Raw genomic sequence first — 24,955 nt, 5'->3', positions numbered from 1 at the left:
GTGGGGTCCATGGGCCGGCCAGGCGAACGCAGGCACGCCGCGTCCCACACAGCCTACCTCGCCCTTTGAGACTGGGGTGCTACCGCCGATGTCCGGGAGCGCGTCTCTTGGAGACACGCCAGTGGCCCGTGCGCGTTGGGCGGGTAATGCCACTGCACCGCCTGCGCCGGCCCGCCAGTGGCAACGGAACCTACTTACCGCGGCAGTATTGACCTTTGGATGCCACAAAAAGAAAACCCGGCACGAAGGCCGGGTCGCTTTCGCACGTGTTCCACGTGGAACACGAAACGGGAACCGTCAGAGACGCAGCGGCATCACCACATGACGCGAGCGGGCGCTGCTGGCTTCCCGGACCAGCGCCGATGAGTTGGCGTCGCGCAGCTGGATCACCACGAACTCCTCGCGCAGCGCGGACAGCGCGTCGAGCAGGTAGTTCACGTTGAAGCCGATCGCCAGGTCGCTGACCTTGGTGTCCGCTTCCACTTCTTCCTGCGCTTCTTCCTGTTCCGGGTTATGCGCGCTGATCTTCAGCTGGCCCGGCGAGACTTCCACGCGCACGCCGCGGTACTTCTCGTTGGACAGGATCGCCGCACGCTGCAGCGATGCGCGCAGGATCTCGCGATCCAGCTTGACCTCGCGGTCGGCACCGATCGGTATCACCGCTTCGTAATCGGGGAAGCGACCGTCGATCAGCTTGGAGGTAAAGGTGACATCGTCGCGCTTGACCCGCACGTGCGCGCGGCCGACTTCCAGCTCGACTTCGCGCTCGCCGCCTTCCAGCAGGCGCTGCAGCTCGGTCACGCCCTTGCGCGGCACGATGATCTGGCGCTTGGCGCCGCCGGCGTTCTCCAGCTCGGTCTCGCACAGCGCCAGGCGATGGCCGTCGGTGGCCACGCAGCGCAGGGTCTGGTCGCGCAGGTCGAACAGCAGGCCGTTGAGGTAGTAGCGCACGTCCTGCTGCGCCATCGCGAACGCGGTGCGCTCGATCAGTTCCTTCAGCGCGGCTTCCGGCACCACCACGCGCTCGGTGGCTTCCACTTCGTCGACCGACGGGAAGTCGTTGGCTGGCAGCGTGGCCAGGGTGAAGCGGCTACGCCCGGCCTGTACGGTGATCTTGTCGCCGGACTGCGAGACGGTGACCTTGCTGCCGTCGGGCAGGGCACGCACGATCTCGAACAGCTTGCGCGCCGGGATCGTGGTTTCGCCGTCCTGGGCATCGTCGACCGCAATGCGCGAGACCATTTCCACTTCCAGATCGGTACCGGTCAGCGACAGCTGGCCACCCTGCACCTGCACCAGGAAGTTGGCCAGAACCGGCAAGGTCTGGCGGCGTTCGACCACATTGACGACTTGCGCCAATGGCTTGAGGAAGGCTTCGCGCTGCAGTGTGAAACGCATGTGGTTCCGTGCCCCTATGCTTTAAAAGATGTGGAATAAATCAAAAGCTTGGTGGTGATGGTAGAGCGAAATTCGGTGCAAATGTAGCTCAAACCACTGAAAACAAAAGATTTTTAGCGCCCTCAATCCCGTGTACTACTGTCCCGGAACTGGTGGGGAAACCTGTGGATAGTTTTGCCGTCGCCGCCGCGTCGCGCTTTATCCACAGTTTCTCCCGGATTTGTCGCGAAGTCATGCACCGATTTATCCGGCGTCCGCCACCCGGGCCGCCGCACTACTCGCTGAGCTTGCGGATCAGCTTGTCCCAGTCTTCGCGGAGCTTGCCGTCGGTTTCCATCAGGTGCTTGATCTGCCGGCAGGCGTGCAACACGGTGGTGTGGTCGCGCCCGGCGAACGCATCGCCGATCTCCGGCAGGCTGTGTTCGGTCAGCTCCTTAGTCAGCGCCATCGCCACCTGCCGCGGCCGCGCCAGCGAGCGCGTGCGCCGCTTGGACAGCAGATCCTTGATCTGCAGGCCGTAGTAGTCGGCCACGGTCTTCTGGATGTTGGGGATGCCGATCGCCTGCTGCTGCGCACGGAGCAGGTCGCGCAGGGTTTCCTGGGCGAACTCGGTGGTGATCGCGCGGCCGGTGAAGTTGGCGCGCGCCGCCAGCGTGTTGAGCGCGCCTTCCAGGTCGCGCACGTTCGAGCGCATCTTCTTGGCGATCAGGAACGCCACGTCGTCGGGGATCTCCGCGCCGCGCTCGCGCGCCTTGGCCAGCACGATCGCCGCGCGGGTCTCGAAATCGGGCGGATCGATCGCCACCGACAGGCCCCAGGCCAGGCGCGACTTCAGTCGCGGCTCCAGCCCTTCGACCTCGCGCGGGTAGCGGTCGCAGGTCAGGATGATCTGCTGACGGCCGTCGAACAGCGCGTTGAAGGTGTGGAAGAACTCTTCCTGGGTGCGGTCCTTGCCGGCGAAGAACTGGATATCGTCGATCAGTAGCGCGTCCACCTGCTGGAACTGGCGCTTGAACTGGTCCATGGTCTTGTCCTGCAGCGCACGGATCATCGCGCTGAAGAACTGTTCCGAGCGCAGGTACATCACCCGCGCGTTCGGATTCTGCTCGCGCATGGCGTTGCCGGCAGCGAACATCAGATGGGTCTTGCCCAGGCCGGTGCCGCCGTACAGCAGCAGCGGGTTGTGCGCGCGGTCGCCGGGTTTCTGCGCGGCCTGCACCGCCGCGGCCAGGCCGAGCTGGTTGCTGCGGCCTTCGACGAAGTTGGCGAAGGTGTAGTGCGAATCGAGGTTGCCGGCGAACGGCTCCAGCAACGGCGGCGCCGGGGTGCGTGCGGCCGCGGTCTCGCTGGGCGGGGCGGCGGCCGGTTCCGGCGCGCGCGGACGCGAGCCGACCTGCAGCAGCACCTCGCCGCTGCCGGCGAAATAGGTCAGCAGTTCGCGGATACGCGGCAGGTAGCGCTCGCGCACCTGCTCGACGATGAAGGCGTTCGGGGCGTACAGCACCATGCTGTTGTCATGGCGCTGTTCGGCTTGCAGCGGTTTCAACCAAGTGTGAACGTCCTCGGCTGGAAATTCGGCTTCCAGACGTTCCAGGCAACGGGGCCAAGCATCCATCAGATCTAAATTCGTCGATAGACCGGGCATGAAGGGCGCGCTCGGGCGCGGCGCATTCGGCCGGTGGGAGAGGAAAGCGGATGGATCAGACTACCACCGGCGCGCAGGGTCGGGAATGGTTTTCCCACGGCTATTCACAGATCCATCCACAGGCCTGGCACGGCCGTGCTCCGTTCCGGTCGTCACAGGGAGTTGACCGCGGCGTAAGGGGTCCTATAGAATTTCCGGTTCTTTCCGCCCCATTCAGATCAGAGCGCCCCGATGGCCACCAAGCGCACCTTCCAGCCCAGCAACCTCAAGCGCAAGCGCGACCACGGCTTCCGTGCCCGTATGGCCACCGCCGACGGCCGCAAGATCCTGGCCCGTCGCCGCGCCAAGGGCCGTAAGCGCCTGAGCGCTTGATTGCTTCGCCGCCCCAGGCGGCGCCTGCAATCCGGACCGTGAATCATCCCGACCCGCGTAGGCGATTTCCTCGCTCTGCGCGGGTTCGCACGTCTGCGGAATATCGCGTCGTGTTCGATGCCGCGCGCCGCTGTTCCGAGCCGCTGATGAGCCTGCACTGGCGCAGTGCGCCGCACCCGGCGCGGCTGGGTCTGGCGGTGTCGCGCAAGGTCGACAAGCGCGCGGTCGTGCGCAATCGCATCAAGCGCGTGCTGCGCGACGCCACGCGGCAGCTGTTGCCGTGGCTGAAGCCCGGCGACTACGTGGTGGTGGCGCGCAGCGCCGCCGCCCAGGCCAGCGGCGAGCAGCTGCGCCAGGCCTATCTGCGCCTGCTGCGTCGCGCCGGCGCATTGCCGGCCCCGGCCGCGGACGGCACAATGCCGCCGCCCGATCGTCCTTCTTCCCCCACATCCACGTCAGAACCTGCTTCTGGCTGAGCCGAGCTTGCCTGTCCGATGAACCAGACCCGCCTTTTCCTGATTTTCGCCTGGCTGATGGTCGCGGCGCTGTTGTGGATGGAGTGGAACAAGGAACACGCGCCGAACGCCACCGCGGCGACGGTCGCGGCGGCGACCACGGTGCCGCCGGCGCAGGACGCCGATGCCGGCGCCACGCATGCGCCGGCCGTTCCGCAGGCCACGGTGCCCGGCACCGCGCCGGCCAGCACCACGCCCGAGACCGCCGCGGCCAGCGCCGCGCCGCGGGTCACCGTCACCACCGACGTGCTGCGCCTGACCCTGGACGGCCGCAGCGTGTTCGACGCCGACCTGTTGCTGTTCCCGCAGACCAAGCAGCCGGGCAGCCCGCCGGTGCAGCTGCTGACCGAGGACGCGGCGCATCCGTACACCGCCACCAGCGGCTGGGTCGGCGAGCACAACTCGCCGTCGCCGGGCCCGGGCGGCTTCCGCCCCGAACACCCGGGCCAGGAGTACGTGCTAGCCAAGGGCCAGGACAGCCTGCAGGTGCCGTTCGTGTGGAATGGCCCGGACGGCGTGACCATTCGTCGCGTGTACACCCTGCAGCGCGGCCACTACGCCGTGCAGGTGCGCGACGAGGTCGTCAACCACGGCAGCAAGCCGTGGCAAGGCTACGTGTTCCGCAAGCTGAGCCGGGTGCCGACCATCGTCAGCCGCGGCATGACCAACCCGGATTCCTTCAGCTTCAACGGCGCCACCTGGTTCAGCCCGGCCGACGGCTACCAGCGTCGTGCGTTCAAGGACTACCTGGAAGACGGCCCGCTCAACCAGACCATCTCCGGCGGCTGGATCGCGCTGCTGCAGCACCACTTCTTCACCGGCTGGATTCCGCAGGCCGACCAGCAGGCGCTGTACGTGCTGTCCAACGACGGCCCGCGGCATGTGATCGAAGCACGCGGCCCGGGCTTCACCGTGGCGCCGGGCGCCAGCGCCAGCACCGAGGCGCGGCTGTGGGTCGGCCCGAAGCTGGTCAGCCAGATCGCCAAGGAGAACGTGCGCGGCCTCGACCGCGTGGTCGACTACAGCCGCTTCTCGCTGATGGCGCTGCTCGGCCAGGGCCTGTTCTGGATCCTCAGCCACCTGCACAGCCTGCTCGGCAACTGGGGCTGGTCGATCGTCGGCCTGGTGGTGCTGCTGAAGCTGATGCTGTATCCGCTGTCGGCCGCGCAGTACAAGAGCATGGCCAAGATGCGCAAGTTCCAGCCGCGCATCCAGCAGCTCAAGGAGCGCTACGGCGACGACAAGCAGAAGTTCCAGACGGCGATGATGGAGCTGTACAAGAAGGAGAAGATCAACCCGATGGGCGGCTGCCTGCCGGTGCTGATCCAGATGCCGATTTTCTTCGCGCTGTACTGGGTGCTGGTGGAGTCGGTGGAACTGCGCCAGGCGCCGTGGTTCGCCTGGATCCAGGACCTGACCGCGCGCGATCCCTATTTCATCCTGCCGGTGATCAACGTGGCGGTGATGTGGCTGACGCAGAAGCTGACGCCGTCGCCGGGCATGGATCCGGTGCAGGCCAAGATGATGCAGTTCATGCCGCTGGTGTTCGGCGTGATGATGGCCTTCGTGCCGTCCGGTCTGGTGCTGTACTGGGTCACCAACGGTTCGCTGGGTCTGCTGCAGCAGTGGTGGATGACCAAGCGCCACGGCGAACCGGCCACTGCCGGTGGTGGCGGCAGCGGCAAGCCGCCGGCCAAGGCCAAGAAGTAAACCCGACAACGCCCGCCCTCCGGCGGGCGTTGCGCATGCGGCCGGGGAAGGCGCCGGCGTCTGCGCTGTTCCCGTAGCGCCTTGCTCGCGAGTCCGTGGTCATGCGCAAGCGCCATCGTCCGTTGTCGTCGTCCGTGGCCGTGATCGGCCTGCTCGCCTTGGCGCTGGCCGCGTGCCAGCGCACGCCTGCCGACAGCGCGGCGACGCCGTCCAAGCCCGCGACATCGGCGCCGGCGATCGCCATTCCAGGCTCTCCCGCATTGCAGGCCCAGGCGACGACGCTGCTGCAAGGCCTGCAGGCGCAGCTGGCGGCGCAGCGCAAGATCATCGTGTTGCTGGCCGACGAGGCCAAGCAGTCGCCCGCCGACCGACAGACCTCCAGCAGCGTCGGCCAGCAGCTGTTCCACGAGGGCCTGGAGCGCCGCGAGGCGCTGGCCAAGCAGTTCGATGCGCTGCTGGCGCTGCCCGACCCGCAGCGCTTCGCCGCGGTCGGCAGCCTGCTCGACTACGTCGAATCGGCGCCGGACCTGTACGACGCCGACCGCCTGGCATTCCGCGAGATTCTCGCCGACTGGCAGGTGCGCATCGGCAAGGACTCCTCGCTGCCGGCGATCAAGCTGCACCAGCGCATCGGCGAAGACCTGGAAGCGCTCGACGAGATCGAACGCACCTACAACCGCGAGATCACCGCGATCTTCAGCCGCTTCGACCGTACCCGCGCGATCGTGCAGAAGCGCGAGAAGTGGGAGGACTACGTCGCCCACCTGGGCACGCTGTACACGCGCGAGGCGATCCTGCGCGACTACGGCGTGATCACGCCGTACCCGATGTCGATGAAGGACAGCGACCGCGAGGTGTTCGGCCGCGACCTGCCGCCGAAGACCGTGGTGCTGAGTTTCGACGACGGTCCGCATCGCGAGTACACCGACGAGATCGTCGCCATCCTCAAGCGCTACGACGTGCCGGCCACGTTCTTCGAAGTCGGCCGCAACCTGGGCAAGCTGGAGCCGGATGGCAAGGTCGACCTGTCGCCGCTGGCCAGCGTCAGCCGCAGCCTGATGGAGCAGGGCTACACCGTCGGCAACCACAGCCTGACCCACGCGCAGCTGTCCAAGGAAACCGGCGCCGCGCTGCGCAGCCAGATCCTCGACACCGACCGCATGCTGCGCGCGGTCGACGCCAAGCGTGCGCCGCTGTTCCGCTTCCCATACGGCGCGCGCAACGCCGAGGGTATGCAGATCCTCGGCGAGGCCGGCCTGAAGTCGGTGATGTGGAACGTGGATTCGCTGGACTGGGCCGACCCGGTGCCGGAGTCGATCGTACAGCGCGTGCTCGAGCAGGTCGGCCGCGAGCAGCGCGGCATCCTGCTGTTCCACGACATCCACGAACGCACGGTCAAGGCGTTGCCGCAGATCCTTGACCGACTCAGCGCCGACGGTTACCAGTTCGCCGCCTGGAACGGGCGCGACTTCAGCGTGGCGCGCGCCGCCAGCAACGCTGCCGCGCCGGCGGTGACCAGCGGCTACGACAAGTCGTGGGCCATCGTCATCGGCATCGACGACTACGCGCACTGGCCCAAGCTGCAGTACGCGGCCAACGATGCGCAGGCCATCGCGCAGACGCTGACCGGCAGCTTCGGTTTCCCGTCGTCGCAGGTGATCGTGCTGAAGAACCAGGAGGCGACCCGCAACAACATCCTGGCCGCTTTCCACGATCGTCTCGCACACGGCGGCGTCGGCAAGAACGACCGCGTGTTCGTGTTCTTCGCCGGCCACGGCGCGACCCGCAAGCTGGCCTCCGGGCGCGACCTCGGCTACATCGTGCCGGCCGACTCGGACCCGGCGCAGTTCGCCACCGACGCGATTCCGATGACCGAGATCCAGGACATCGCCGAAAGCCTGGAAGCCAAGCACGTGCTGTTCGTGATGGACGCCTGCTACAGCGGTCTGGGCCTGACCCGCGGCGGCGGTACCAGCGCCTACCTGCGCGAGAACGCGCGGCGCATCGCCCGACAGATGCTCACCGCCGGCGGCGCCGACCAGCAGGTCGCCGACAGCGGCCCCAACGGCCATTCGGTGTTCACCTGGGTGCTGCTGCAGGCGCTGTCGGGCAAGGCCGACCTCAACGGCGACGGCCTGATCACCGGCACCGAGCTGGCCGCCTACGTGGCGCCGGCGGTGTCGAGCATCTCGCAGCAAACGCCCGCGTTCGGCAGCCTGCCAGGTTCGCAGGGCGGCGAGTTCGTGCTGCAGGTGCCGGAGGGCGAGGAATTCCTCACCGCCAGCACCCAGCAACTGTCCTCGGCGGCGATCGCAATGAACGACCGCGTCGATGCGGCGGCGCCGGCATCGACCGCGACCCCGAACGCGGGCGCCAGCAGCGCCGACGCACCGCCCGCTGCGTCCAACCCGGCGGTGGTGGTCAAGGACCTGCAGGGTGGCGAACGCCCGTTGGCGGTGCCGGCCGCGGCCGGTCCGGTGTCCGACCGCCAGCGTGCGCAGCGCGCCAACGATCGCGGCCTGCAGCTGTACAAGGAGAAGCGCTACGACGAGGCCGAAGCGCAGTTCACCGAGGCGCTGAAGCTGCGCCCGGACTTCGCGCTGGCGGCCAACAACCTGGGCTTCATCTACTATCGCCAGGGCAAGTACGCGCAGGCCGTGCGCTGGCTGGAGAACACGCTGAAGATCGATCCCTCGCGCGCGGTGGCCTACGTCAACCTGGGCGACGCCTACCGCCAGCTCGGCGATGCGGCCAAGGCCAAGCGCGCCTTCCAGACCTACCTGGAGCTGCAACCCAACGGAGCGTCGGCCGCCTACGTCCGCGGCCAGCTGCAGACGCTGTGATCCACCGCGCCGCCGAACCTGTCGCCTTCGCCATGCCGTCTTCCGCCACCGAGACCATCGCCGCCATCGCCACCGCTCCCGGCGCGGGTGGCGTCGGCGTGGTGCGCGTGTCCGGTCCGGCGGCGGCGGCCATCGCCGAGGGGCTGGGCCTGGGCGCGCTGGTGCCGCGCAGCGCGCGCTACGCGCGTTTTCGCGACGCGCATGGCGAGATCGTGGACGACGGTATCGCGCTGTGGTTTCCGGCACCGCGCAGCTTCACCGGCGAGGACGTGCTGGAACTGCAGGCGCACGGCAGCCCGGTGCTGCTGCGGCACTTAGTGGCACGCTGCTGCGAACTCGGCGCGCGTCCGGCGCGTCCGGGCGAATTCAGCGAGCGCGCCTTCCTCAACCGCAAGCTGGACCTGGCCCAGGCCGAGGCGATCGCCGACCTGATCGCCGCCGGCGACCTGCGCGCGGCACGCGCGGCACGGCGCTCGCTGGACGGGGTGTTTTCGCGTCGCGTCGACGACCTGGCCGAACAGCTGATCCGACTGCGCATCCACATCGAAGCGGCGATCGATTTCGCCGACGAGGCGCTGGACACGCTGGGCGGTGCGCAGGTCCGCGCCGGCCTGGCGCAGGCGCGCGCGGCTCTAGAGCAGCTGCGTGCCGACGCCGAACGCGGCCGGCGCCTGCGCGATGGCCTGCACGCGGTGCTGGTCGGCCCGCCGAATGCCGGCAAGAGTTCGCTGCTCAACGCGCTGGCCGGCAGCGACCGCGCCATCGTCACCGACATCGCCGGCACCACCCGCGACACCTTGCACGAGACCGTGCGCCTGGACGGTGTGGAACTGACCCTGGTCGACACCGCCGGCCTGCGCGAGGGCGGCGATGCGATCGAGCGCGAGGGCATGCGCCGCGCGCGCCAGGAACTGCAGCGCGCCGACCTGGCGCTGATCGTGCTCGACGCGCGCGAGGCCGCGGCCGGCCAGGCCGCGATCGCCGATGCCATCGCGGATGTGCCGCAGCGCCTGTGGATCCACAACAAGAGCGACCTGCTCGCCGCCGTGCCCGCGGCCAGTGCCGAGCGCGTCTACGTTTCTGCGGCTACCGGCAGCGGGCTGGAGCAGTTGCACGCGCAGTTGCGCGCGATCGCCGGTGCCGCGGCCGGCGAGGGTAGCGACGGCGAATTCTCCGCGCGCGCCCGCCACGTCGACGCGCTGCAGCGCGCCGCGACGCATGCCGACGCGGCGGCGGTCGAACTGCAGCACGAACGCCTGGAACTGGCCGCCGAGGAACTGCGCCTGGCCCATGCCGCGCTCGGCGAGATCGTCGGCACGCTCAGTGCCGACGACCTGCTCGGGCGGATCTTCTCCAGTTTCTGTATCGGCAAATAGCCCGTCGCGCTGCCGAGTGCGCTTACGGCTTCAGCCCTGCCAGTTGCGCGCGATTGTCCTGCAGCCACTGTTCGAACGGCAGCGGTGCCTGCCCGGTCAGCGCCTGGTAGTCGCCGGTGACGGTGGCGACGCGGCCGGCGGCGGTGTTGGTGTCGAACGAGGCGTAGATGCGCGCGACCGGCTCGGGCAGGCCTGCGCCGACCATGCCCTGCACCAGGCCTTCGACCGGTACCGGCACCACCTGGATCTGCACGTCCAGCACCTGCGCGACCAGCGCGGCGATCTCGGCGGTGGTGTAGGCGCGCGCGCCGCTGAGGGTGAGCGTGCGCTTGCCGTCGCCGCCGGCCAGGGCGACCGCGGCGGCGCGGGCCAGGTCGTCGCGGGCGATATGGGCGATGCCGCCGTCGCCGGCCGCGCTGTACCAGTGGCCCGAGGCCAGCACCGACGGCAGGCTCATGAACAGGTTTTCGAAGTACCAGTGGTTGCGCAGTACGGTCCAGGCGGGCAGGGCGCTGGCGGCCAGGCTGTCCTCGGTGCCGGCGTGATCCGTGGCCAGCAGCAGCGGCGAGTCGTGCGGTTCCGGGCAGGAGGTGTAGACCAGGTGGCCGACGCCGGCGCGTTCGGCGGCGGCGATCGCGGCCTGGTGCTGCTGCAGGCGGTGGCCGGGGCGGTCCAGCGCGTCGGTGCTGATCAGCAGCACGCGGGCGGCGCCGCGGAACGCCGCGTCGAGCGAAGCGGCGTCGTCGAAATCGCCGTGGCGCACGTCCACGCCGCGTGCAGCCCAGGCCGCCATGCGCTCGGGTTGGCGGGTCATCGCCACCACGCGAGATGGCGCGATCTGCAGGGTGTCGAGCAGGTGCGCGAGCACGCGCTGGCCGAACTGGCCGCCGGCGCCGGTGACGAGCAGGGAATCGGAAGATGCGGACATGACAGGTCTCCTGAGGAAGGGCGGCGTCGCAGGACGCCATGGTCTGGAAAAGGAACCTGGTCTATCCTAGAGACCTTGGCCGACCTGTAAAGACGGCACTTTTTCCGCCCCTGATTACCCCGAGGTAACCACCATGGACACCGTCGTACCGCCGGTCGCTGCCTGCGACCCGCTGATGAGCCAGCAACTGCAGGACTACCAGCGCGCCGGCATGGCCATCGACCAGTGCCCAGTGCGCGACGTCCTGGCGCAGATCGGCGACAAGTGGAGCACCCTGTTCGTGATGCTGCTGGCCGAACGCCCGCACCGCTTCGGCGAACTGCGCCGCGCGGTGCCGGACATCTCCCAGCGCATGCTGACCCAGACCCTGCGCGACCTGCAGCGCGAAGGGCTGGTCGCCCGCGAGGTGCTGCCGACCGTGCCGCCCGGCGTGGAGTACCGGCTCACCCCACTGGGGCAATCGTTGAGCGTGGTGCTGGCGCCGCTGGTGCGCTGGGCTGCGGACCATCACGCGCAGATCCGCAGCGCACGTGCTGCGTTCGAGGCCGATGCACCGGCGCGGGCGGCGGGCGCCGCGTACGGTTGACGCGTCCCGTACGAGCGGCTTTACCGAGAACGCCCGGTCGCGGCGGAAGCCGCTACTACGGACATTCCCGCATTACCCGCCACCCCGACGGCTCCAAATGGCCGAATTCGGCAACCGCGGATCAGCTCTCCGCAACCACCCGCGCGCTGTAGCTGTCGCCGTCGCGCTGCACCCGCACCGGCCCGCCGAACACTGCCGACAGTGGCGCATCGGCCAGCAGGTCCTCGCGCGTGCCGTCGGCGTACACCTGGCCCTCGCGCAGCAGGATCACCCGTGCGATCTCCGGCACGATCTCCTCGATGTGGTGGGTGACCAGCACCAGGGTGATGCCTTGCCGCGCGAGATCGCGCATCGTCGCCAGCAGGTGCTCGCGAGCGACCAGGTCCAGACCGGTACCGGGTTCGTCCAGCAGCAACGCCTGTGGCCGGTTGACCAGCGCACGCGCGATCAGCACGCGCCGGGTCTCGCCGGCCGACAGTTCGGCATAGGGACGCCGCAGCAGCGGCAATGCGTGCGCCGCCTGCAGCGCCTCGCGCGCGCGGTCGCGCATCGCGTCGGTCACCTCGCGGTGCGGCGGCACCACGTAGCTGGCGAAGAACCCGGACAGCACCGCGCTTTCCACGTCCAGCCCGGGCATGTCGGCGAGATTGACGCTGAGGTCGCCGGTGACGATGCCCAACTGGCTGCGCAGCCGATCCACCTGCCAGCGGCTCTGGCCGAGCACCCGCACCGCCGGCTCCTCGCCGGCGCGCGCCAGCGGATACAGCTCGCGGGTGATGAGCTTGATGAACGAGGATTTGCCGCAGCCGTTCGGGCCGAGGATCGCGGTGTGCTGGCCGAGCGCGATGCGCAGGCTCAACGCGTGCAGCACGCGGACCTGGCCGCGGACGACGCTGGCGCGATCGAGTTCGATCAACGGCGTGGCCGCTGGCACGGGGGTTGCTTGGGAAGAGGCGGCTGACATGGAACCGAAACCGTTCTGTGATCGGAAGCGCTTGGCGGCTGAATACCATACGCGAGCGCCGGGTGAAGTTTGCGCCCGCAACCCCCATCATGTCGTCATCCCCTCACGCCGTCTTACGCTCTGGAGCTTCTGGCAATGTTCGACGCGATCCTCGACTTCCTTGGCAACGGCCTGCTCGGCGTTGGCTGGTGGGGCATGCTGGCCGTGCTGCTGCTGTTCACCCAGCTCACCATCTTCGCGGTGACGCTGTACTTGCACCGCAGCCAGGCGCATCGCGGCGTGGACTTCCATCCGCTGCTGTCGCACTTCTTCCGCTTCTGGACCTGGTTCACCACCTCGATGATCACCAAGGAGTGGGTGGCGATCCATCGCAAGCACCACGCCAAGGTGGAGACCGAGGAAGACCCGCACAGCCCGCAGACCAAGGGCATCGCCCGCGTGTTCTGGCGCGGCGTGGAGTTGTACCGCGAAGCGCGCACCCAGCGCGGCGACATCGAGCAGTACGGCAAGGGCGCACCGGACGACTGGATCGAGCGGCACCTGTATACCCCGTACGCGAACCTGGGGCCGGTGGCGCTGTTCGCGGTCAACTTCGCGCTGTTCGGCCTGCCCGGCATCGCGCTGTGGGCGCTGCAGATGGCGTGGATCCCGTTCTGGGCCGCCGGCGTGATCAACGGCCTGGGCCACTGGTGGGGCTACCGCAACTTCGAGTCCGCCGACACCTCGACCAATCTGACGCCGTGGGCGCTGTGGATCGGCGGCGAAGAACTGCACAACAACCACCATGCCTTCCCCAGCTCGGCGCGCTTCTCGATGCGCCGTTGGGAACTGGACATCGGCTGGATCGCGATCCGCGCGCTGGCCGCCCTGCGCCTGGCCAAGATCCTGCGCGTGGCGCCGACCCTGGACGTGCGCCCGAACATCGCCGTGCCCGACGCCGACACCCTGCGCGCGCTGCTGTCGCATCGCTTCCAGGCGATGACCGATTACCAGCGCAACGTGTTCAAGCCCGCGCTCAAGGAAGAAGCCGCGCAGGCCGGCGCCAAGCTGCGCAAGCTGCTGCCGCGGCGCCTGCGCAAGGGCCTGGTCGACGATGGCCGCTGGCTCAAGCCCGACGCGCGCGAACAGCTGCAGCACTGGGTGGCGCAGCGCCCGCGCATGCGCACGCTGGTCGAGCATCGCGCCCGCCTGGCGGCCCTGCTGGAAGCGCGCACCCATGACGCCAGCGAACGTCTCAAGCACCTGCAGGCCTGGTGCCACGACGCCGAAGCCAGCGGCATCGCCGCGCTGCAGGCCTACGCCGCGCGGCTGAAGGGCTACGCCCTGGCATGATCCGCGGCGCACCGCATATCCCGTCGCACGAACGCCGCCTTGCGCGGCGTTCGTCGTTACTGGCCGGACTGACGCTGCGCATCGCCTGCACCCTGTTGGCCGGCGGTATCGTCAGCGCCCACGCGCAGGCGATCGACAGCACCACCAGCTACCTGCAGCGCATGGACTGCGACGGCGACGGCCGCGTCAGCCTGGACGAATACCTGGCCTGGATGAGCTACGCCTTCGACGCGCGCGACCTCGATCATGACGGCGTGCTCAGCCCCGCCGAATTGCCCGGCGGCCGCGGTCCGCCGATCACCCGCGCACAGCACCTGGCCACCCTGACCGCCCGCTTCCGCAAGCAGGACACCAACGGCGACGGCTACCTCAGCGCGCGGGAGTTGGCTGCGCCGCCGCAGTAGGGGACGCCGATCCGGCGGGCGCTGTGCTCGCCGATTCCGGGGCTGGCGCTGCGGCGTCCGGCGCCGAGGCGAGTCTGCGAGCAGAAACCAGGTGCAGCAGCGCCACGGAAAGAAAGGCAATGGCGGTCGTATGCATCTGAAGGCTGACCATCACCCAGGCGAGCAAGCAATACATCGTCGTAAGCTTGCGGTGCATGGACGGCAGCATGGTGATGGCTTTTATCCGCATCAGCGCGACGTCGCCTCGCGATCCGGGATCCAAAGACATTCGCGCATCAGGTGACGCCCTCCAAGACCCAGGCCTTGCAGCGCTGGAAATTCTCTTCCCCTTTCCAGACCTCGGTATAGGTGGGTCCGCGCACGCGTTCGATCAGTTCCAGGGCTTTCTCCCGATCGCGCGCCAGGCAGGCGAAGCGGGCAAAATTCTGCAAATTCCATTCGTCCGCATAGACTTTGAGCACGTCGTCGATGCCAGCGCGCATGGTCGACCAGCGCGCCAGCGATTCGGTGAACAAGCGTTCGTCATAGATCGATTGCGAGGCGTACCAATAGATGCGTGCGTACAGTCCCTTGCCCTCACGTGCCCGCGTGCGTTCCATCGCCATTGCGGCGAAGCGTTCGATGTCGGTGGCGTTGCCTCCCCATTTGGGCGAATAGAACTCGATCGCCTGGAAATAGATCTCGTAATACGCGGGGTGCCGCGCCATCGCCTCGTCGATCAGCGCCTGGAACCTGTCATCGCCCCACTGCTGTACCTTGGCGACCCCTTCCATCTCGACGTACCACTCAGGATCCAGCGACGCGATCTGCTTGTTGTCTTCAAGATACTGCCGGGTCGCTTCGATGCCGGCCTTGAACGGCGCCCAGTCCTGCGGACGGACCGTATTGGCATAGCCATTGCCGCGATGGCTCCAGGCGCGACTGGAGAGCCATGCCGCATAGGCGATTCGTGCGCTGGGAGACTTTGGATATGCCGCGATCCAACGCTTGGCGACGCTCTCCTTTTCCGCCCACGCCGCCTCGCTGTATGACCCAGTGCGTAAATAGCGACCGACGCCGCTATGCAACAGGCTCAATTTCCAGACGCCACTGGAGGTCCTGGATTGCTTCGTTCGATAGACCGCCGATTGCCGTTCGAGCGCCGCGATGTCGCCACTCTTCATGGCGGATCTTGCACCTTCGAAAATTGCGGTGCGTTCCTCCATCTCTTCAGCACAGGCGAGCGCAGAAACCGTCGCTGCAGCGAAAAACAGCAGCGCCGACAACAGGCGATACGTCATCTGGGACATTGGATTCATCTCCTTGAAAATTGCGCTTCCTTGACGGGCGCGTGGCTCACGTCCGATGGAGCTGCCGGCTATCTGCACCGAGATCAGCGCGTCCCTGCTTACAGACAAGAGCGACATCACCCTGGTGTTACAGTTTCCGAATCCCGCTATCGACTCTCCGCGACCGTACCATCATGCCCGAACTCCCCGAAGTCGAAACCACCCGGCGCGGCCTGGAGCCGCATCTGTCGGGGCGGCGCATCCATGGGGTGATCCTGCGGCGGCCGGATCTGCGTTGGCCGATTCCGCCGGAGGTGGCCGAGCGGTTGCCCGGGCAACGCATCGACGGCATTCGCCGGCGGGCCAAGTATCTGTTGCTGGACACCGCGGTCGGCAGTGCGCTGTTGCATCTGGGCATGTCCGGCAGTTTGCGCGTGCTGCCGGGCGACACGCCGCCGCGGGCGCACGACCACGTCGATATCAGCCTGGAAGACGGCCGGGTGCTCCGCTTCAACGATCCGCGTCGGTTCGGTTGCCTGCTGTGGCAAGCGCCGGGCGAGACCCATCCGCTGCTCGCCGAACTGGGGCCGGAGCCGCTGTCCGATGCGTTCGACGGCGATCATCTGTTCCGGCTCAGCCGCGGGCGCACTGCGCCGGTCAAGACCTTCCTGATGGATCAGCGCATCGTGGTCGGGGTAGGCAACATCTATGCGGCCGAGAGCCTGTTCCAGGCGGGCATCAGTCCGCTGCGCGAGGCCGGCGACGTCTCGCGTGCCCGCTACGCATGCCTGGCCGAGGCAGCCAAGGCGATCCTGGGCTATGCGATCCAGCGCGGCGGCACGACCCTGCGCGATTTCATCAGCCCGGACGGGGCGCCGGGCTACTTCGAGCAGGAGCTGTCGGTCTACGGCCGCGAGGGCGAGGCCTGCAAGCGTTGCGGACGCACGCTGCGCCACGCCAGCATCGGCCAACGCGCCAGCGTCTGGTGTGGCCACTGCCAGCGCTGAGCAACGAACGCGATCGCGCTGCACGCACCGGCGAAGGCGGTCCGGCGTCCGCAGGGACACCGGCAGCACCGCGCTTCTTGCAGCGTCTCGGCACGATGGGCCGTCGCGACCGCGAGCGCGATTCAGCCGCGACGGGCCTTGCCGGTAACGGGTCTGCTCAAGCGCACATGTCACTGGGCTTCTCGGTGGGCCTTGTCGCGCCGTTAGCGGCTCCCGAAGAGGCCTTGCCCACTCGGGCATAGCGACGCCGATGTGGTCGGGTCGGCAACTGTCTCGGCCGGGGGCCGCCCGCCCACCTCCAGCACGTCTGCGTCCGGGGCTCGCACCCATGGGCACCATCCATCACCGCCACCTTCGGCGCCGCTTGTCTATGATGGGCGTCCTTTTCCGTTTCGATCCGGCCATGCAACGACGCGATTTCCTCAAGAACGCCGCCGCCGCCTTCGCCGCCATGGGCTTGCCGGCGATGCCGATGCTCGGCCAGGCGGCCCCCGCGGTGGGCCTGCGCCGCCTGGGCAAGCCGCAGCCGTTCGACTACGCCTGGCTCAAGGGCCACGCGCGGGCCATGGCGGATGCGCCGTACCAGAGCCACAAGCGGGCGCTGCCGGCGCCGGTGGAGGGCTTGACCTGGGACCAGTACCAGTCGATCCGCTACCGCCAGGACCACGCGTTGTGGGCGGCCGAGCAGGGCCCGAAGTTCCAGGCCAAGTTCTTCCACCTGGGCCTGTACTTCAAGACGCCGGTGCACATGTTCGACCTGGTCGACGGGCAGGCGCAGGAACTGGCCTACGACAGCGCGGCGTTCGATTACGGCAGCAGCGGGCTGAAGGGCAAGCCGCTGCCGAAGGAACTGGGCTTCGCCGGTTTCCGCCTCAACACCAAGCAGGACACCGAGCGCGACTTCGCCGCGTTCCTCGGCGCCAGCTACTTCCGTGCGGTCGGCAAGGAGGGCCAGTACGGCCAGTCGGCGCGCGGGTTGGCGATCGATACCGGCACCGGCGGCCCGGAGGAATTCCCGGACTTCATCGCCTACTGGCTGGAGCAGCCCAAGGCCGGCTCGGACACGGTGGTGGTGTACGCGCTGCTGGATTCGCCGAGCGTGGCCGGTGCCTACCGCTTCGCGATCACCAATGGCGACGTGTTGCTGATGGACATCGACAGCGCGCTGTATCCGCGCAAGACCATCGAGCGCCTGGGCCTGGGGCCGTGCACCAGCATGTACCAGGTGGGCGAGAACGACCGCCGCATGGATTGGGACTGGCGTCCGGAGATCCACGACACCGACGGCCTGGCGATGTGGACCGGCGGCGGCGAGTGGATCTGGCGGCCGCTGTGCAATCCGCCGCACCTGCGCTTCAACATGTTCGTCGACGAGAACCCGCGCGGCTTCGGCCTGCTGCAGCGCGACCGCAACTTCGATCATTACCAGGACGACGGCGTGTTCTACGAGAAGCGCCCATGCCTGTGGGTGGAGCCGAAGCAGGGCTGGGGCAAGGGCTCGGTGCAACTGGTGGAGATCCCCACCGTCGACGAGACCTTCGACAACATCGTCGCGTTCTGGAATCCGCAGGACAAGCCGCAGCCCGGCCAGGAGCTGCTGTTCGGCTATCGCCTGTACTGGGGCGCACAGGCGCCGGCGTCCTCGCCGCTGGCGCACTGCGTGGCCACGCGTACCGGCCTGGGCGGCGTGGTCGGGCAGAAGCGGCATTACTTCTCGTGGCGCTTCGCGGTGGATTTCGTCGGCGGCGAACTGGCCAAGCTGGGCAAGGAGAAGGACGCCAAGGTCGAGGCGGTGCTGCAGCTCAATCGCGGCCGTACCGAGATCGTCTCGGCGCGGCCGCTGCACGAGATTTCCGGCTACCGCGCGATGTTCGACGTGGTGCCGCCGGACGACGGCACCGAGCAGATCGACATCCGCCTGTACCTGCGCAGCGGCGAGCGTCCGCTCACCGAAACCTGGCTGTACCAGTGGACGCCGCCGCCGGCGGCCGAGCGCAAGCTGTATTGAGCGCAACCGCGCGCGCTGCCTGCCGGGCAGCGTGCGTGTGCTTGGATCGGGCATTGCGCTCGCATTTCAGTCCTGGCGCAGCCGGGTGTGCGAGCTTGGTGCGCCTCGCGCCTCGCGCCTCGCGCCTCGCGGCTGGAGCCACTCCCACAGGGGCGCACAGGCCCGGCACTGGGCTGTTGTGGGAGGGACTTCAGTCCCGACGCGAAAATGGCGCCGCGTTCAGTGCTTGTCGGGCTCCTGCGGCGTCGTCGTCGGCGCGCCTTCCGTGCTGATGTCCTCGACATCGCCGATGTCGACCCGGCCCGGGGTGCGCCCGTCCCACACCTGGTCCTGCAGCTTCCAATACGCGCTCGGCTCCCAGAACTGCTTGGCGTAGAACACTTCCGGATCGATGCTGCCGCCGCGCGGGCCGTTGATCGACAGCGGGCCGGCCGCGCCGGAGTGGCCGAGCAGGCCGCCGGTGCTGCGCATCGCTTCGCGCCGCAGGACCGCTTCCTGGCGCGGCTTGGCGACCTGATCGCCGTAGTCGGCGAGCATCGACTTGTCGAGCTTGGCCGCGCGCTTGCGCTCGTCGGGAGTCAGCTGGTTCCAGTACTCCATCTTGCGTGCGCCGAACTGGTCGTAGCCGCGCTCGGCGGCCAGCGCCATCCAGAGGAAGCCCATCGTATGGTCGGCGGCGCCGCCCTGGCCTTCCCAGTACATCTCGCCCAACCGCGCCTGCGACGGCTTGTCGGCATAGCGTGCGGCCAGTTGGTACTGCTTCCTGGCCTCGGCGTACTCGCCCTTCTTGTCGGCGCGGATGCCGGCGCGGCGATAGAACAGGTCCAGGTGCGCCTCGAGGAAGCCGTCGGTGAGCACCTGCGCCGGGATGTCCTGGAAGGTATGGTCGCCCGGGGCCGCAGCGGCGGGGCCAGGCAGGGCGAGCAGCAGGGCACAGGCCAGTGCGGTGCCGCTGCCGGCAAAAAATCCTTTGAACGAAAGCATGTTCCTCATCCCATGAGTGCGATCGGCGCGATTCTAGGCATGCCGCCTGGGCGCGCTCCATAGACTGATGGCATAGGCACGGGCGCCTGCGCGGCAATCGTCAGCGGCGGTTCATCGCGGTCCGATCCGACGCACAAGCGCGGTGCGTCGCGCGTTGCATGCGAGTTACAGCGGCAGTGCGATCTGCAGCGGATCGATGCGGCCTTCGCCGCGCATGATCTTCTTGAACTCGGGGCGGCTGACCGACACGTAGCGCTCGTTGCCGCCGATCTCCACCTGCGGGCCATCCTGCACCGCGTGGCCGTTCTCGTCGACGCGCACGGTCATCGTCGCCTTGCTGCCGGTGTGGCAGATGGTCTTGATCTCCTGCAGCTCGTCGGCCCAGGCCAGCAGGTACTGGCTGCCCTCGAACAGCTCGCCGCGGAAATCGGTGCGCAGGCCGTAGCACAGCACCGGGATGCGCAGCCGGTCGACCACTTCGCTGAGTTGCCAGACCTGGGCGCGGCTGAGGAACTGCGCTTCGTCCACCAGCACGCAATGCAGCGGCCCGTGGCTGGCGATGTCGGCCTCGAGGGTGGCCAGCAGATCGGTGTCGGCGACGAAGGGCATGCCGTCGGCGCGCAGGCCGATGCGCGAGGCGACCACCCCGCTGCCGGCGCGATGGTCCAGCCGCGGCGTCAGGATCGCCGTGCGCATGCCGCGCTCGCGGTAGTTGTGCGCCGACTGCAGCAGCGTGGTGGTCTTGCCGGCGTTCATCGCCGAATAGTAGAAATACAGTTTCGCCATGCCGCCGATTCTAGCGCGGCGGCCGCGCGCCCCGGCCGCCGGGCGGTTCGCGAACCGGTTCAGCGCCGGCGCGGCGGTGGGGCGTCGGCGCCGGCCGGTGCCCGTTACAATGCGCGGCCAAGGGAAGTCTTCATGCACGGTCTCAATCCTCCCCAACGCGCCGCGGTCCTGCATTGCGAGGGTCCGTTGCTGGTGCTGGCCGGCGCCGGCAGCGGCAAGACCCGCGTGATCGTGGAAAAGATCGCGCACCTGATCGCCAGCGGCCGTTACCCGGCCAAGCGCATCGCCGCGATCACCTTCACCAACAAGTCGGCCAAGGAAATGCGCGAGCGCGTGGCCAAGCGCATCCGCAGCGAGGCCGCCGACGGCCTGACCATCTGCACCTTCCACGCCCTGGGCCTGAAGTTCCTGCAGATCGAACATGCCGCGGTGGGCCTGAAGCGCGGCTTCTCGATCTTCGACGCCGACGATGCCGCCGCGCAGATCAAGGATCTGATGCCCGGCGCCAAGCCCGATGCCATCGAGGACGCCAAGAACCTGATCTCGCGCGCCAAGAACGCCGGGCTGTCGCCGGAGCAGGCGATGGCGGCGGCCCGCAGCAACCGCGAGCAGGAGGCGGCCAGCCTGTACGAGCGCTACCAGGCGCGGCTGAGCACTTTCAACGCGGTGGACTTCGACGACCTGATTCGCCTGCCGGTGCAGGTGCTGGAGGAGAACGAGGACATCGTGATGGCCTGGCGCGAGCGCATCGGCTATCTGCTGGTGGACGAGAGCCAGGACACCAATGACGCGCAGTACCGGTTGCTGAAGATGCTGGCCGGCCCGCGCGGCAACTTCACCTGCGTGGGCGACGACGACCAGAGCATCTACGCCTGGCGCGGCGCCAACCCGGAAAACCTGATGCAGATGGGCCGCGACTATCCGGCCCTGCAGATCATCAAGCTGGAGCAGAACTACCGCTGCTCCAACCGCGTGCTGCGCGCGGCCAATGCGTTGATCGCACACAACCCGCACGAGCACCTGAAGACGCTGTGGAGCGACCAGGCCGACGGCGAGCGCATCCGCGTGTGGGAGTGCCGCGACAGCGAACACGAGGCGGAGAAGGTCGCCGCTGAGATCGCCTACCTGGGCACCGCCAAGCAGGTGCCGTGGAGCGACTTCTGCATCCTGTTCCGCGGCAACTTCCAGTCGCGGCCGCTGGAAAAAGCGCTGCAGATGGCCAGCGTGCCGTACCACATCACCGGCGGCACCGCGTTCCTGGAGCGGCAGGAGGTCAAGGACGTGCTGTCCTGGCTGCGCCTGCTGGTCAATCCCGACGACGACGCGGCGTTCCTGCGCGCGGTGCAGGCGCCCAAGCGCGAGGTCGGCGCGACCTCGCTGGCCAAGCTGGCCGAACTGGCCTCGGCCAAGCACCTGCCGATGTCGCGCGCGGCCGAGTCGGTGGGCGCGCTGCAGCAGTTGCCGCCGCGCGCGGCCAACGGCCTGAGCGACTTCGTCGATATCCTGCACGAACTGCGCACGGCCTCGACCACGCTGTCCTCGGCCGACGTGGTGCGCCAGCTCGCCGAGCAGTCGGGGCTGATCCGCGAGCTGCGCAGCCAGTGCAAGGACGAAGCGAGTTTCCAGCGCCGCCGCGGCAACCTGGAGGAACTGGCCAAGTGGTTCGAGGGCGGACCGCGCGGCGCCACCGTCGGCGACCTGGCCGCGCAGCTGGCGCTGCTGTCGCGCAACGACAAGGACGACGGCGGCAACCAGGTGCGGATGATGACCATGCACGCGTCCAAGGGCCTGGAGTTCCGCTACGTGTTCATCGTCGGCTGCGAGGACGGCGTGCTGCCGCACGAAGTCAGCCTGGAAGAGGGCAACCTGCAGGAAGAGCGGCGTCTGCTGTACGTGGGCATCACCCGCGCCAAGGAGCAGCTGTGGATGAGCTACAGCAAGCTCACCCGCAAGTTCGGCGAGCATATCCGGCTCAAGCCCAGCCGCTTCTTCGACGAGATCCCGGCCGAGGAAATGCAGCGCGACGGTGCCGATCCGGTGGCCGACGCGGCGCGCAAGAAGGAACGCGCGAATGCGGGGCTGGCGGCGATCCAGGCGTTGTTTGATTGAGAGCCGGGATTGGGGAGTTGGGATTGGGGATTCGTAATGGCGGGGTGCGTTGTGAGCGCCGTGGCTGGGAGGGGACGTGCGGATGTGCGCAGGGCCTTGCCAGCTGCTCCTTCTCCCTGCGGGACCACGGCCCCCTTTTTGGGGGAAGGTGCCCCGAAGGGGCGGATGAGGGTCGGGCGAAGCCTCGTGTCTTGAATCTCTGCATGTCGCTTCGCGCCGGACCCTCACCCCAACCCCTCTCCCGACGGGAGAGGGGCTTAGCGCGGACGCTTGCACACGCTTGTTGTGAAGGACGCAAGCGAACGCGCCTGCAGGGCATGCGGGCAGCAGGGAGCTTGCACTGTGGGAGGGACTTCAGTCCCGACGCATTGCGCTGCCCCGAAGCCATTGGCGCAGCGCATTGCCGCAGGAGCTCCACCCGCAAAACGAGAACGGGCCGCGCAAGGCGGCCCGTCTCCGGTTCGACGCTTGTGCTGCTTACGCCGACAGGTGCTCGATCGCCGCGACGCTGCCGAGGCGGTCGCCCAGGCGCTTGAGCAGGGCCAGGCGGTTGCGGCGCAGCGCCGGGTCGTCGGCGTTGACCATCACCCCGTCGAAGAACGCGTCCACCTGCGGGCGCAGCCGCGCCAGGAAGTTCAGCACGGTGACGTAGTCGTGCTGGCGCAGCGCGCCGTCGGTCTCGGCGATCGCCGCTTCCACCGCTTCGGCCAGCGCGCGCTCGGCCGGCTCGCGCAGCAGGCCCGCGTCGACCTGTGCCGGAATCTCGCCCTCGGCCTTGCGCAGGATGTTGCGGATGCGCTTGTTTGCCGCGGCCAGCGCCTCGGCCTCGGGCAACGCGGCGAAGGTGCCGATCGCGTCGATGCGGCGGTCGAAGTCGTACAGCGAACCCAGCGCCGCGGTTGCCGGCGCCGTCGTAGGAGCGGCTTCAGCCGCGACCGAGAACAGCGCGGCCACCGCATTGAACTGCGTCGCCGGCACGCCCTTGTCGGCGTAGTAGCCGCGCAGGCGGTCAAGGATGAAGTCAAACAATTCGTTGATAAGACCCGCAGGGACTCCAGTCTCATCGAACTTAATGCCAGAGACTTCCACTCCGGACTTCTGTGCTTTTTGCGAGGCCTTTGCCTGCTGATCAAACTGCAGAAAATTCTTCATAGCGGCGATCTGAGAAAGCGCCTCTCCAACAAGGGAGCGCACATCCAAGTCGAATCCCGACTCAATCACCGTCCGAGCCAACCCCAGCGCATTGCGCCGCAGCGCGAACGGATCCTTGTTGCCAGTCGGCTTCAACCCCGCGGCGAATCCGCCGGCCAGCGTGTCCAGGCGTTCGGCGATCGCCAGCACCTTGCCCAGCGGCGACAGCGCGATGTCGTCGCCGGCGAAGCGCGGCTGGTAGGCCTCGTCGATCGCCAGGGCGATCTCGCTGGGTTCGCCGGCGGCGACGGCATAGTGGCGGCCGGCGATGCCCTGCAGTTCCGGGAATTCGTTGACCATGCGCGACTGCAGGTCGTTCTTGCTCAGTTCGGCGGCGCGGCGCGCCTGCGTCGAATCCACGCCGACTTGCGCCGCGATCGCCTCGGCCAGCGCGGCCACGCGCTGTACCTTGTCGGCGATGCTGCCGAGCTTGGCCTGGTAGGTGACGCTGGCCAGGCCGGCGCCCATCGCCTCCAGGCCCTGCTTGAGGTCTTCGTCGAAGAAGAACTTGGCGTCGGCGAAGCGCGGGCGGATCACCCGCTCGTAGCCCTTGGCCACTTCGGCGACGTCGCGCGAGACGATGTTGGCGATGCCGATGAAGTGCTCGGTGAGCTTGCCACCGTCGTCCAGCACCGGGAAGAACTTCTGGTTGCTCTCCATGGTCTCGATCAGCGCTTCCTGCGGCACCGCCAGGAACGCCGGCTCGAACCTGCACAGCACCGCCGACGGCCATTCGACCAGGTTCACCACCTGCTCCAGGTTGTCGGCGGCGATGCGCGCGCTGCCGCCGGCCTCACGCGCGGCCTGCTCGACCTCGGCGACGATGCGCGCGCGGCGCACGTCCGGGTCCACCAGCACCTGCGCGGCCTGCAGCGCTGCCACGTAGTCGCCCGGCTGCGCCAGCGGCACCGGCGCGTCGTGGAGGAAGCGGTGGCCGCGGCTGTCGCGGCCGGCCTCCACGCCGAACAGCGGCATCGGCACCACCTCGCCGCCGAACAGCAGCACCAGCCACTGCACCGGCCGGGCGAAACCGTAGTCGTGGTCGCCCCAGCGCATCGGCTTGGGGATCGGCATCGCCGCGATCGCTTCGCGCAGGATCTCCGGCAGCAGCGTGGCGGTGCGCGCGCCCGGGTTCACCGCGCGGTGCACGAAGCGCTCGCCCTTGGCGTCGCTGGTGCGCTCCAGCGCGGTCCAGTCGATCCCGGCCTTGGCGGCGAACCCCTGCAGCGCCTTGGTCGGCTGGCCGTCCGCATCCAGCGCGATGTTGAGGTAGGGGCCGAGCACTTCCGCGCGCTGCTCCGGCTGCTCGACGGCCACGCCCGGCAGCAGCACCGCCAGCCGGCGCGGCGTGGACAGCGGCTTGGCGTCGCCGCGCTCGACCGCGATGCCGCGCTTCTCCAGCCCGGCGATCACGCCGTCGAACAGCGCCTGGGCCAGGCCCGGCAATGCCTTGACCGGCAGTTCCTCGGTGCCCAGTTCGATCAGCAGGGGAAGGTGTTGGCTCATGTGTCGGACCTTGCTAGCGGTTT

20 protein-coding genes are annotated in these 24,955 nt (G+C 68.3%); 11 read left to right on the top strand and 9 right to left on the bottom strand.

Going from position 1 to position 24,955, the window contains the following annotated elements:
• Positions 1-297 precede the first annotated feature (297 nt).
• Both dnaN and dnaA read right to left on the bottom strand, forming a co-directional pair.
• Complete coding sequence (gene dnaN, locus D183_RS0104725; protein ID WP_017907983.1) at positions 298-1,398, bottom strand: DNA polymerase III subunit beta; 1,101 nt, start codon at positions 1,396-1,398, stop codon at positions 298-300.
• Positions 1,399-1,672: 274 nt separating this feature from the next.
• The gene (dnaA, locus tag D183_RS0104720; RefSeq protein ID WP_026144198.1) at positions 1,673-3,013 is read right to left on the bottom strand and encodes a chromosomal replication initiator protein DnaA; all 1,341 of its coding nucleotides are present in this window, start codon (positions 3,011-3,013) and stop codon (positions 1,673-1,675) included.
• A gap of 261 nt (positions 3,014-3,274) precedes the next feature.
• On the opposite strand from dnaA, the gene rpmH reads away from it, so the two are divergent.
• From rpmH to mnmE, 5 genes are all read left to right on the top strand, one after another.
• A complete protein-coding gene (gene rpmH, locus D183_RS0104715; protein WP_003469983.1) occupies positions 3,275-3,415 on the top strand; it encodes a 50S ribosomal protein L34 in 141 nt (46 codons plus the stop codon).
• 38 nt (positions 3,416-3,453) lie between these two features.
• A complete protein-coding gene (gene rnpA / locus D183_RS0104710) occupies positions 3,454-3,891 on the top strand; it encodes a ribonuclease P protein component (protein WP_026144197.1) in 438 nt (145 codons plus the stop codon).
• An 18-nt stretch (positions 3,892-3,909) separates the two neighbouring features.
• Positions 3,910-5,640: a membrane protein insertase YidC gene (gene yidC / locus D183_RS0104705; RefSeq protein ID WP_017907980.1), complete on the top strand. Its 1,731-nt coding sequence runs from the start codon at positions 3,910-3,912 to the stop codon at positions 5,638-5,640.
• 101 nt (positions 5,641-5,741) lie between these two features.
• Positions 5,742-8,483 (top strand): polysaccharide deacetylase family protein, encoded by a 2,742-nt coding sequence (locus D183_RS0104700; protein ID WP_017907979.1) that lies wholly within the window; start codon positions 5,742-5,744, stop codon positions 8,481-8,483.
• A gap of 32 nt (positions 8,484-8,515) precedes the next feature.
• On the top strand, positions 8,516-9,859 hold the full coding sequence (gene mnmE / locus D183_RS0104695) for a tRNA uridine-5-carboxymethylaminomethyl(34) synthesis GTPase MnmE (RefSeq protein WP_017907978.1): 1,344 nt from the start codon (positions 8,516-8,518) through the stop codon (positions 9,857-9,859).
• A 22-nt stretch (positions 9,860-9,881) separates the two neighbouring features.
• On the opposite strand, the gene D183_RS0104690 is transcribed toward mnmE, so the two are convergent.
• Positions 9,882-10,787: an NmrA family NAD(P)-binding protein gene (locus D183_RS0104690; RefSeq protein ID WP_017907977.1), complete on the bottom strand. Its 906-nt coding sequence runs from the start codon at positions 10,785-10,787 to the stop codon at positions 9,882-9,884.
• 175 nt (positions 10,788-10,962) lie between these two features.
• Between D183_RS0104690 and D183_RS0104685 the strand changes: the two genes are divergently transcribed.
• On the top strand, positions 10,963-11,373 hold the full coding sequence (locus D183_RS0104685) for a winged helix-turn-helix transcriptional regulator (RefSeq protein ID WP_198527640.1): 411 nt from the start codon (positions 10,963-10,965) through the stop codon (positions 11,371-11,373).
• A 121-nt stretch (positions 11,374-11,494) separates the two neighbouring features.
• On the opposite strand, the gene D183_RS0104680 is transcribed toward D183_RS0104685, so the two are convergent.
• Entirely contained in the window at positions 11,495-12,337 is an 843-nt protein-coding gene (locus tag D183_RS0104680; RefSeq protein ID WP_026144195.1) for an ABC transporter ATP-binding protein, read from the bottom strand.
• 135 nt (positions 12,338-12,472) lie between these two features.
• Between D183_RS0104680 and D183_RS0104675 the strand changes: the two genes are divergently transcribed.
• Positions 12,473-13,669, top strand: coding sequence for a DesA family fatty acid desaturase (locus D183_RS0104675; RefSeq protein ID WP_017907974.1), 1,197 nt, complete (start codon positions 12,473-12,475; stop codon positions 13,667-13,669).
• Entirely contained in the window at positions 13,666-14,073 is a 408-nt protein-coding gene (locus D183_RS0104670; protein ID WP_017907973.1) for an EF-hand domain-containing protein, read from the top strand. The genes D183_RS0104675 and D183_RS0104670 overlap by 4 nt, the downstream gene beginning before the upstream one ends.
• On the opposite strand, the gene D183_RS0104665 is transcribed toward D183_RS0104670, so the two are convergent.
• Together D183_RS0104665 and D183_RS0104660 are read right to left on the bottom strand one after the other, a co-directional pair.
• Positions 14,039-14,341, bottom strand: coding sequence for a hypothetical protein (locus D183_RS0104665; protein WP_157835176.1), 303 nt, complete (start codon positions 14,339-14,341; stop codon positions 14,039-14,041). The genes D183_RS0104670 and D183_RS0104665 overlap by 35 nt on opposite strands.
• A 7-nt stretch (positions 14,342-14,348) precedes the next feature.
• Positions 14,349-15,362 carry a cytoplasmic protein gene (locus D183_RS0104660; protein ID WP_157835175.1) on the bottom strand — a complete coding sequence of 338 codons (1,014 nt, stop codon included), beginning with the start codon at positions 15,360-15,362 and terminating at the stop codon, positions 14,349-14,351.
• A gap of 173 nt (positions 15,363-15,535) precedes the next feature.
• Here D183_RS0104660 and mutM point away from each other — a divergent pair, with 173 nt between their 5' ends.
• Together mutM and D183_RS0104650 are read left to right on the top strand one after the other, a co-directional pair.
• Positions 15,536-16,348: a bifunctional DNA-formamidopyrimidine glycosylase/DNA-(apurinic or apyrimidinic site) lyase gene (gene mutM / locus D183_RS0104655; protein ID WP_017907971.1), complete on the top strand. Its 813-nt coding sequence runs from the start codon at positions 15,536-15,538 to the stop codon at positions 16,346-16,348.
• Positions 16,349-16,751: 403 nt separating this feature from the next.
• Positions 16,752-18,356, top strand: a complete 1,605-nt coding sequence (locus tag D183_RS0104650; protein ID WP_039726155.1) for a glucan biosynthesis protein — start codon at positions 16,752-16,754, stop codon at positions 18,354-18,356.
• A 219-nt stretch (positions 18,357-18,575) separates the two neighbouring features.
• Here D183_RS0104650 and D183_RS0104645 read toward each other — a convergent pair whose 3' ends face one another.
• Positions 18,576-19,340, bottom strand: a complete 765-nt coding sequence (locus D183_RS0104645; RefSeq protein WP_017907969.1) for a sel1 repeat family protein — start codon at positions 19,338-19,340, stop codon at positions 18,576-18,578.
• A 165-nt stretch (positions 19,341-19,505) separates the two neighbouring features.
• Positions 19,506-20,126, bottom strand: coding sequence for a thymidine kinase (locus D183_RS0104640; protein WP_017907968.1), 621 nt, complete (start codon positions 20,124-20,126; stop codon positions 19,506-19,508).
• A gap of 132 nt (positions 20,127-20,258) precedes the next feature.
• On the opposite strand from D183_RS0104640, the gene rep reads away from it, so the two are divergent.
• Positions 20,259-22,235, top strand: coding sequence for a DNA helicase Rep (rep, locus tag D183_RS0104635; RefSeq protein WP_026144192.1), 1,977 nt, complete (start codon positions 20,259-20,261; stop codon positions 22,233-22,235).
• 477 nt (positions 22,236-22,712) lie between these two features.
• Here rep and glyS read toward each other — a convergent pair whose 3' ends face one another.
• Entirely contained in the window at positions 22,713-24,932 is a 2,220-nt protein-coding gene (gene glyS / locus D183_RS0104630) for a glycine--tRNA ligase subunit beta (RefSeq protein ID WP_017907966.1), read from the bottom strand.
• Positions 24,933-24,955 lie beyond the last annotated feature (23 nt).

The organism is Xanthomonas sp. SHU 199, assembly GCF_000364665.1.
In the GTDB taxonomy this organism is placed as follows: Bacteria; Pseudomonadota; Gammaproteobacteria; order Xanthomonadales; family Xanthomonadaceae; genus Xanthomonas_A; species Xanthomonas_A sontii.
Note: the sequence above shows the minus strand (reverse complement) of the source record. Positions and strands in the feature narration are given on the sequence as shown.

What these genes read in the sequence shown, in the direction of transcription:
- D183_RS0104670 (WP_017907973.1), top strand. Translation starts at nt 13,666, where the DNA reads ATGATCCGCGGCGCACCGCATATCCCGTCGCACGAACGCCGCCTTGCG.
- mnmE (WP_017907978.1), top strand. Translation starts at nt 8,516, where the DNA reads ATGCCGTCTTCCGCCACCGAGACCATCGCCGCCATCGCCACCGCTCCC.
- glyS (WP_017907966.1), bottom strand. Translation starts at nt 24,932, where the DNA reads ATGAGCCAACACCTTCCCCTGCTGATCGAACTGGGCACCGAGGAACTG.
- mutM (WP_017907971.1), top strand. Translation starts at nt 15,536, where the DNA reads ATGCCCGAACTCCCCGAAGTCGAAACCACCCGGCGCGGCCTGGAGCCG.
- D183_RS0104685 (WP_198527640.1), top strand. Translation starts at nt 10,963, where the DNA reads ATGAGCCAGCAACTGCAGGACTACCAGCGCGCCGGCATGGCCATCGAC.
- dnaN (WP_017907983.1), bottom strand. Translation starts at nt 1,398, where the DNA reads ATGCGTTTCACACTGCAGCGCGAAGCCTTCCTCAAGCCATTGGCGCAA.
- rpmH (WP_003469983.1), top strand. Translation starts at nt 3,275, where the DNA reads ATGGCCACCAAGCGCACCTTCCAGCCCAGCAACCTCAAGCGCAAGCGC.
- D183_RS0104645 (WP_017907969.1), bottom strand. Translation starts at nt 19,340, where the DNA reads ATGCTTTCGTTCAAAGGATTTTTTGCCGGCAGCGGCACCGCACTGGCC.
- yidC (WP_017907980.1), top strand. Translation starts at nt 3,910, where the DNA reads ATGAACCAGACCCGCCTTTTCCTGATTTTCGCCTGGCTGATGGTCGCG.
- D183_RS0104665 (WP_157835176.1), bottom strand. Translation starts at nt 14,341, where the DNA reads ATGTCTTTGGATCCCGGATCGCGAGGCGACGTCGCGCTGATGCGGATA.
- D183_RS0104640 (WP_017907968.1), bottom strand. Translation starts at nt 20,126, where the DNA reads ATGGCGAAACTGTATTTCTACTATTCGGCGATGAACGCCGGCAAGACC.
- D183_RS0104660 (WP_157835175.1), bottom strand. Translation starts at nt 15,362, where the DNA reads ATGTCCCAGATGACGTATCGCCTGTTGTCGGCGCTGCTGTTTTTCGCT.
- dnaA (WP_026144198.1), bottom strand. Translation starts at nt 3,013, where the DNA reads ATGGATGCTTGGCCCCGTTGCCTGGAACGTCTGGAAGCCGAATTTCCA.
- D183_RS0104650 (WP_039726155.1), top strand. Translation starts at nt 16,752, where the DNA reads ATGCAACGACGCGATTTCCTCAAGAACGCCGCCGCCGCCTTCGCCGCC.
- D183_RS0104680 (WP_026144195.1), bottom strand. Translation starts at nt 12,337, where the DNA reads ATGTCAGCCGCCTCTTCCCAAGCAACCCCCGTGCCAGCGGCCACGCCG.
- D183_RS0104675 (WP_017907974.1), top strand. Translation starts at nt 12,473, where the DNA reads ATGTTCGACGCGATCCTCGACTTCCTTGGCAACGGCCTGCTCGGCGTT.
- D183_RS0104690 (WP_017907977.1), bottom strand. Translation starts at nt 10,787, where the DNA reads ATGTCCGCATCTTCCGATTCCCTGCTCGTCACCGGCGCCGGCGGCCAG.
- rep (WP_026144192.1), top strand. Translation starts at nt 20,259, where the DNA reads ATGCACGGTCTCAATCCTCCCCAACGCGCCGCGGTCCTGCATTGCGAG.
- D183_RS0104700 (WP_017907979.1), top strand. Translation starts at nt 5,742, where the DNA reads ATGCGCAAGCGCCATCGTCCGTTGTCGTCGTCCGTGGCCGTGATCGGC.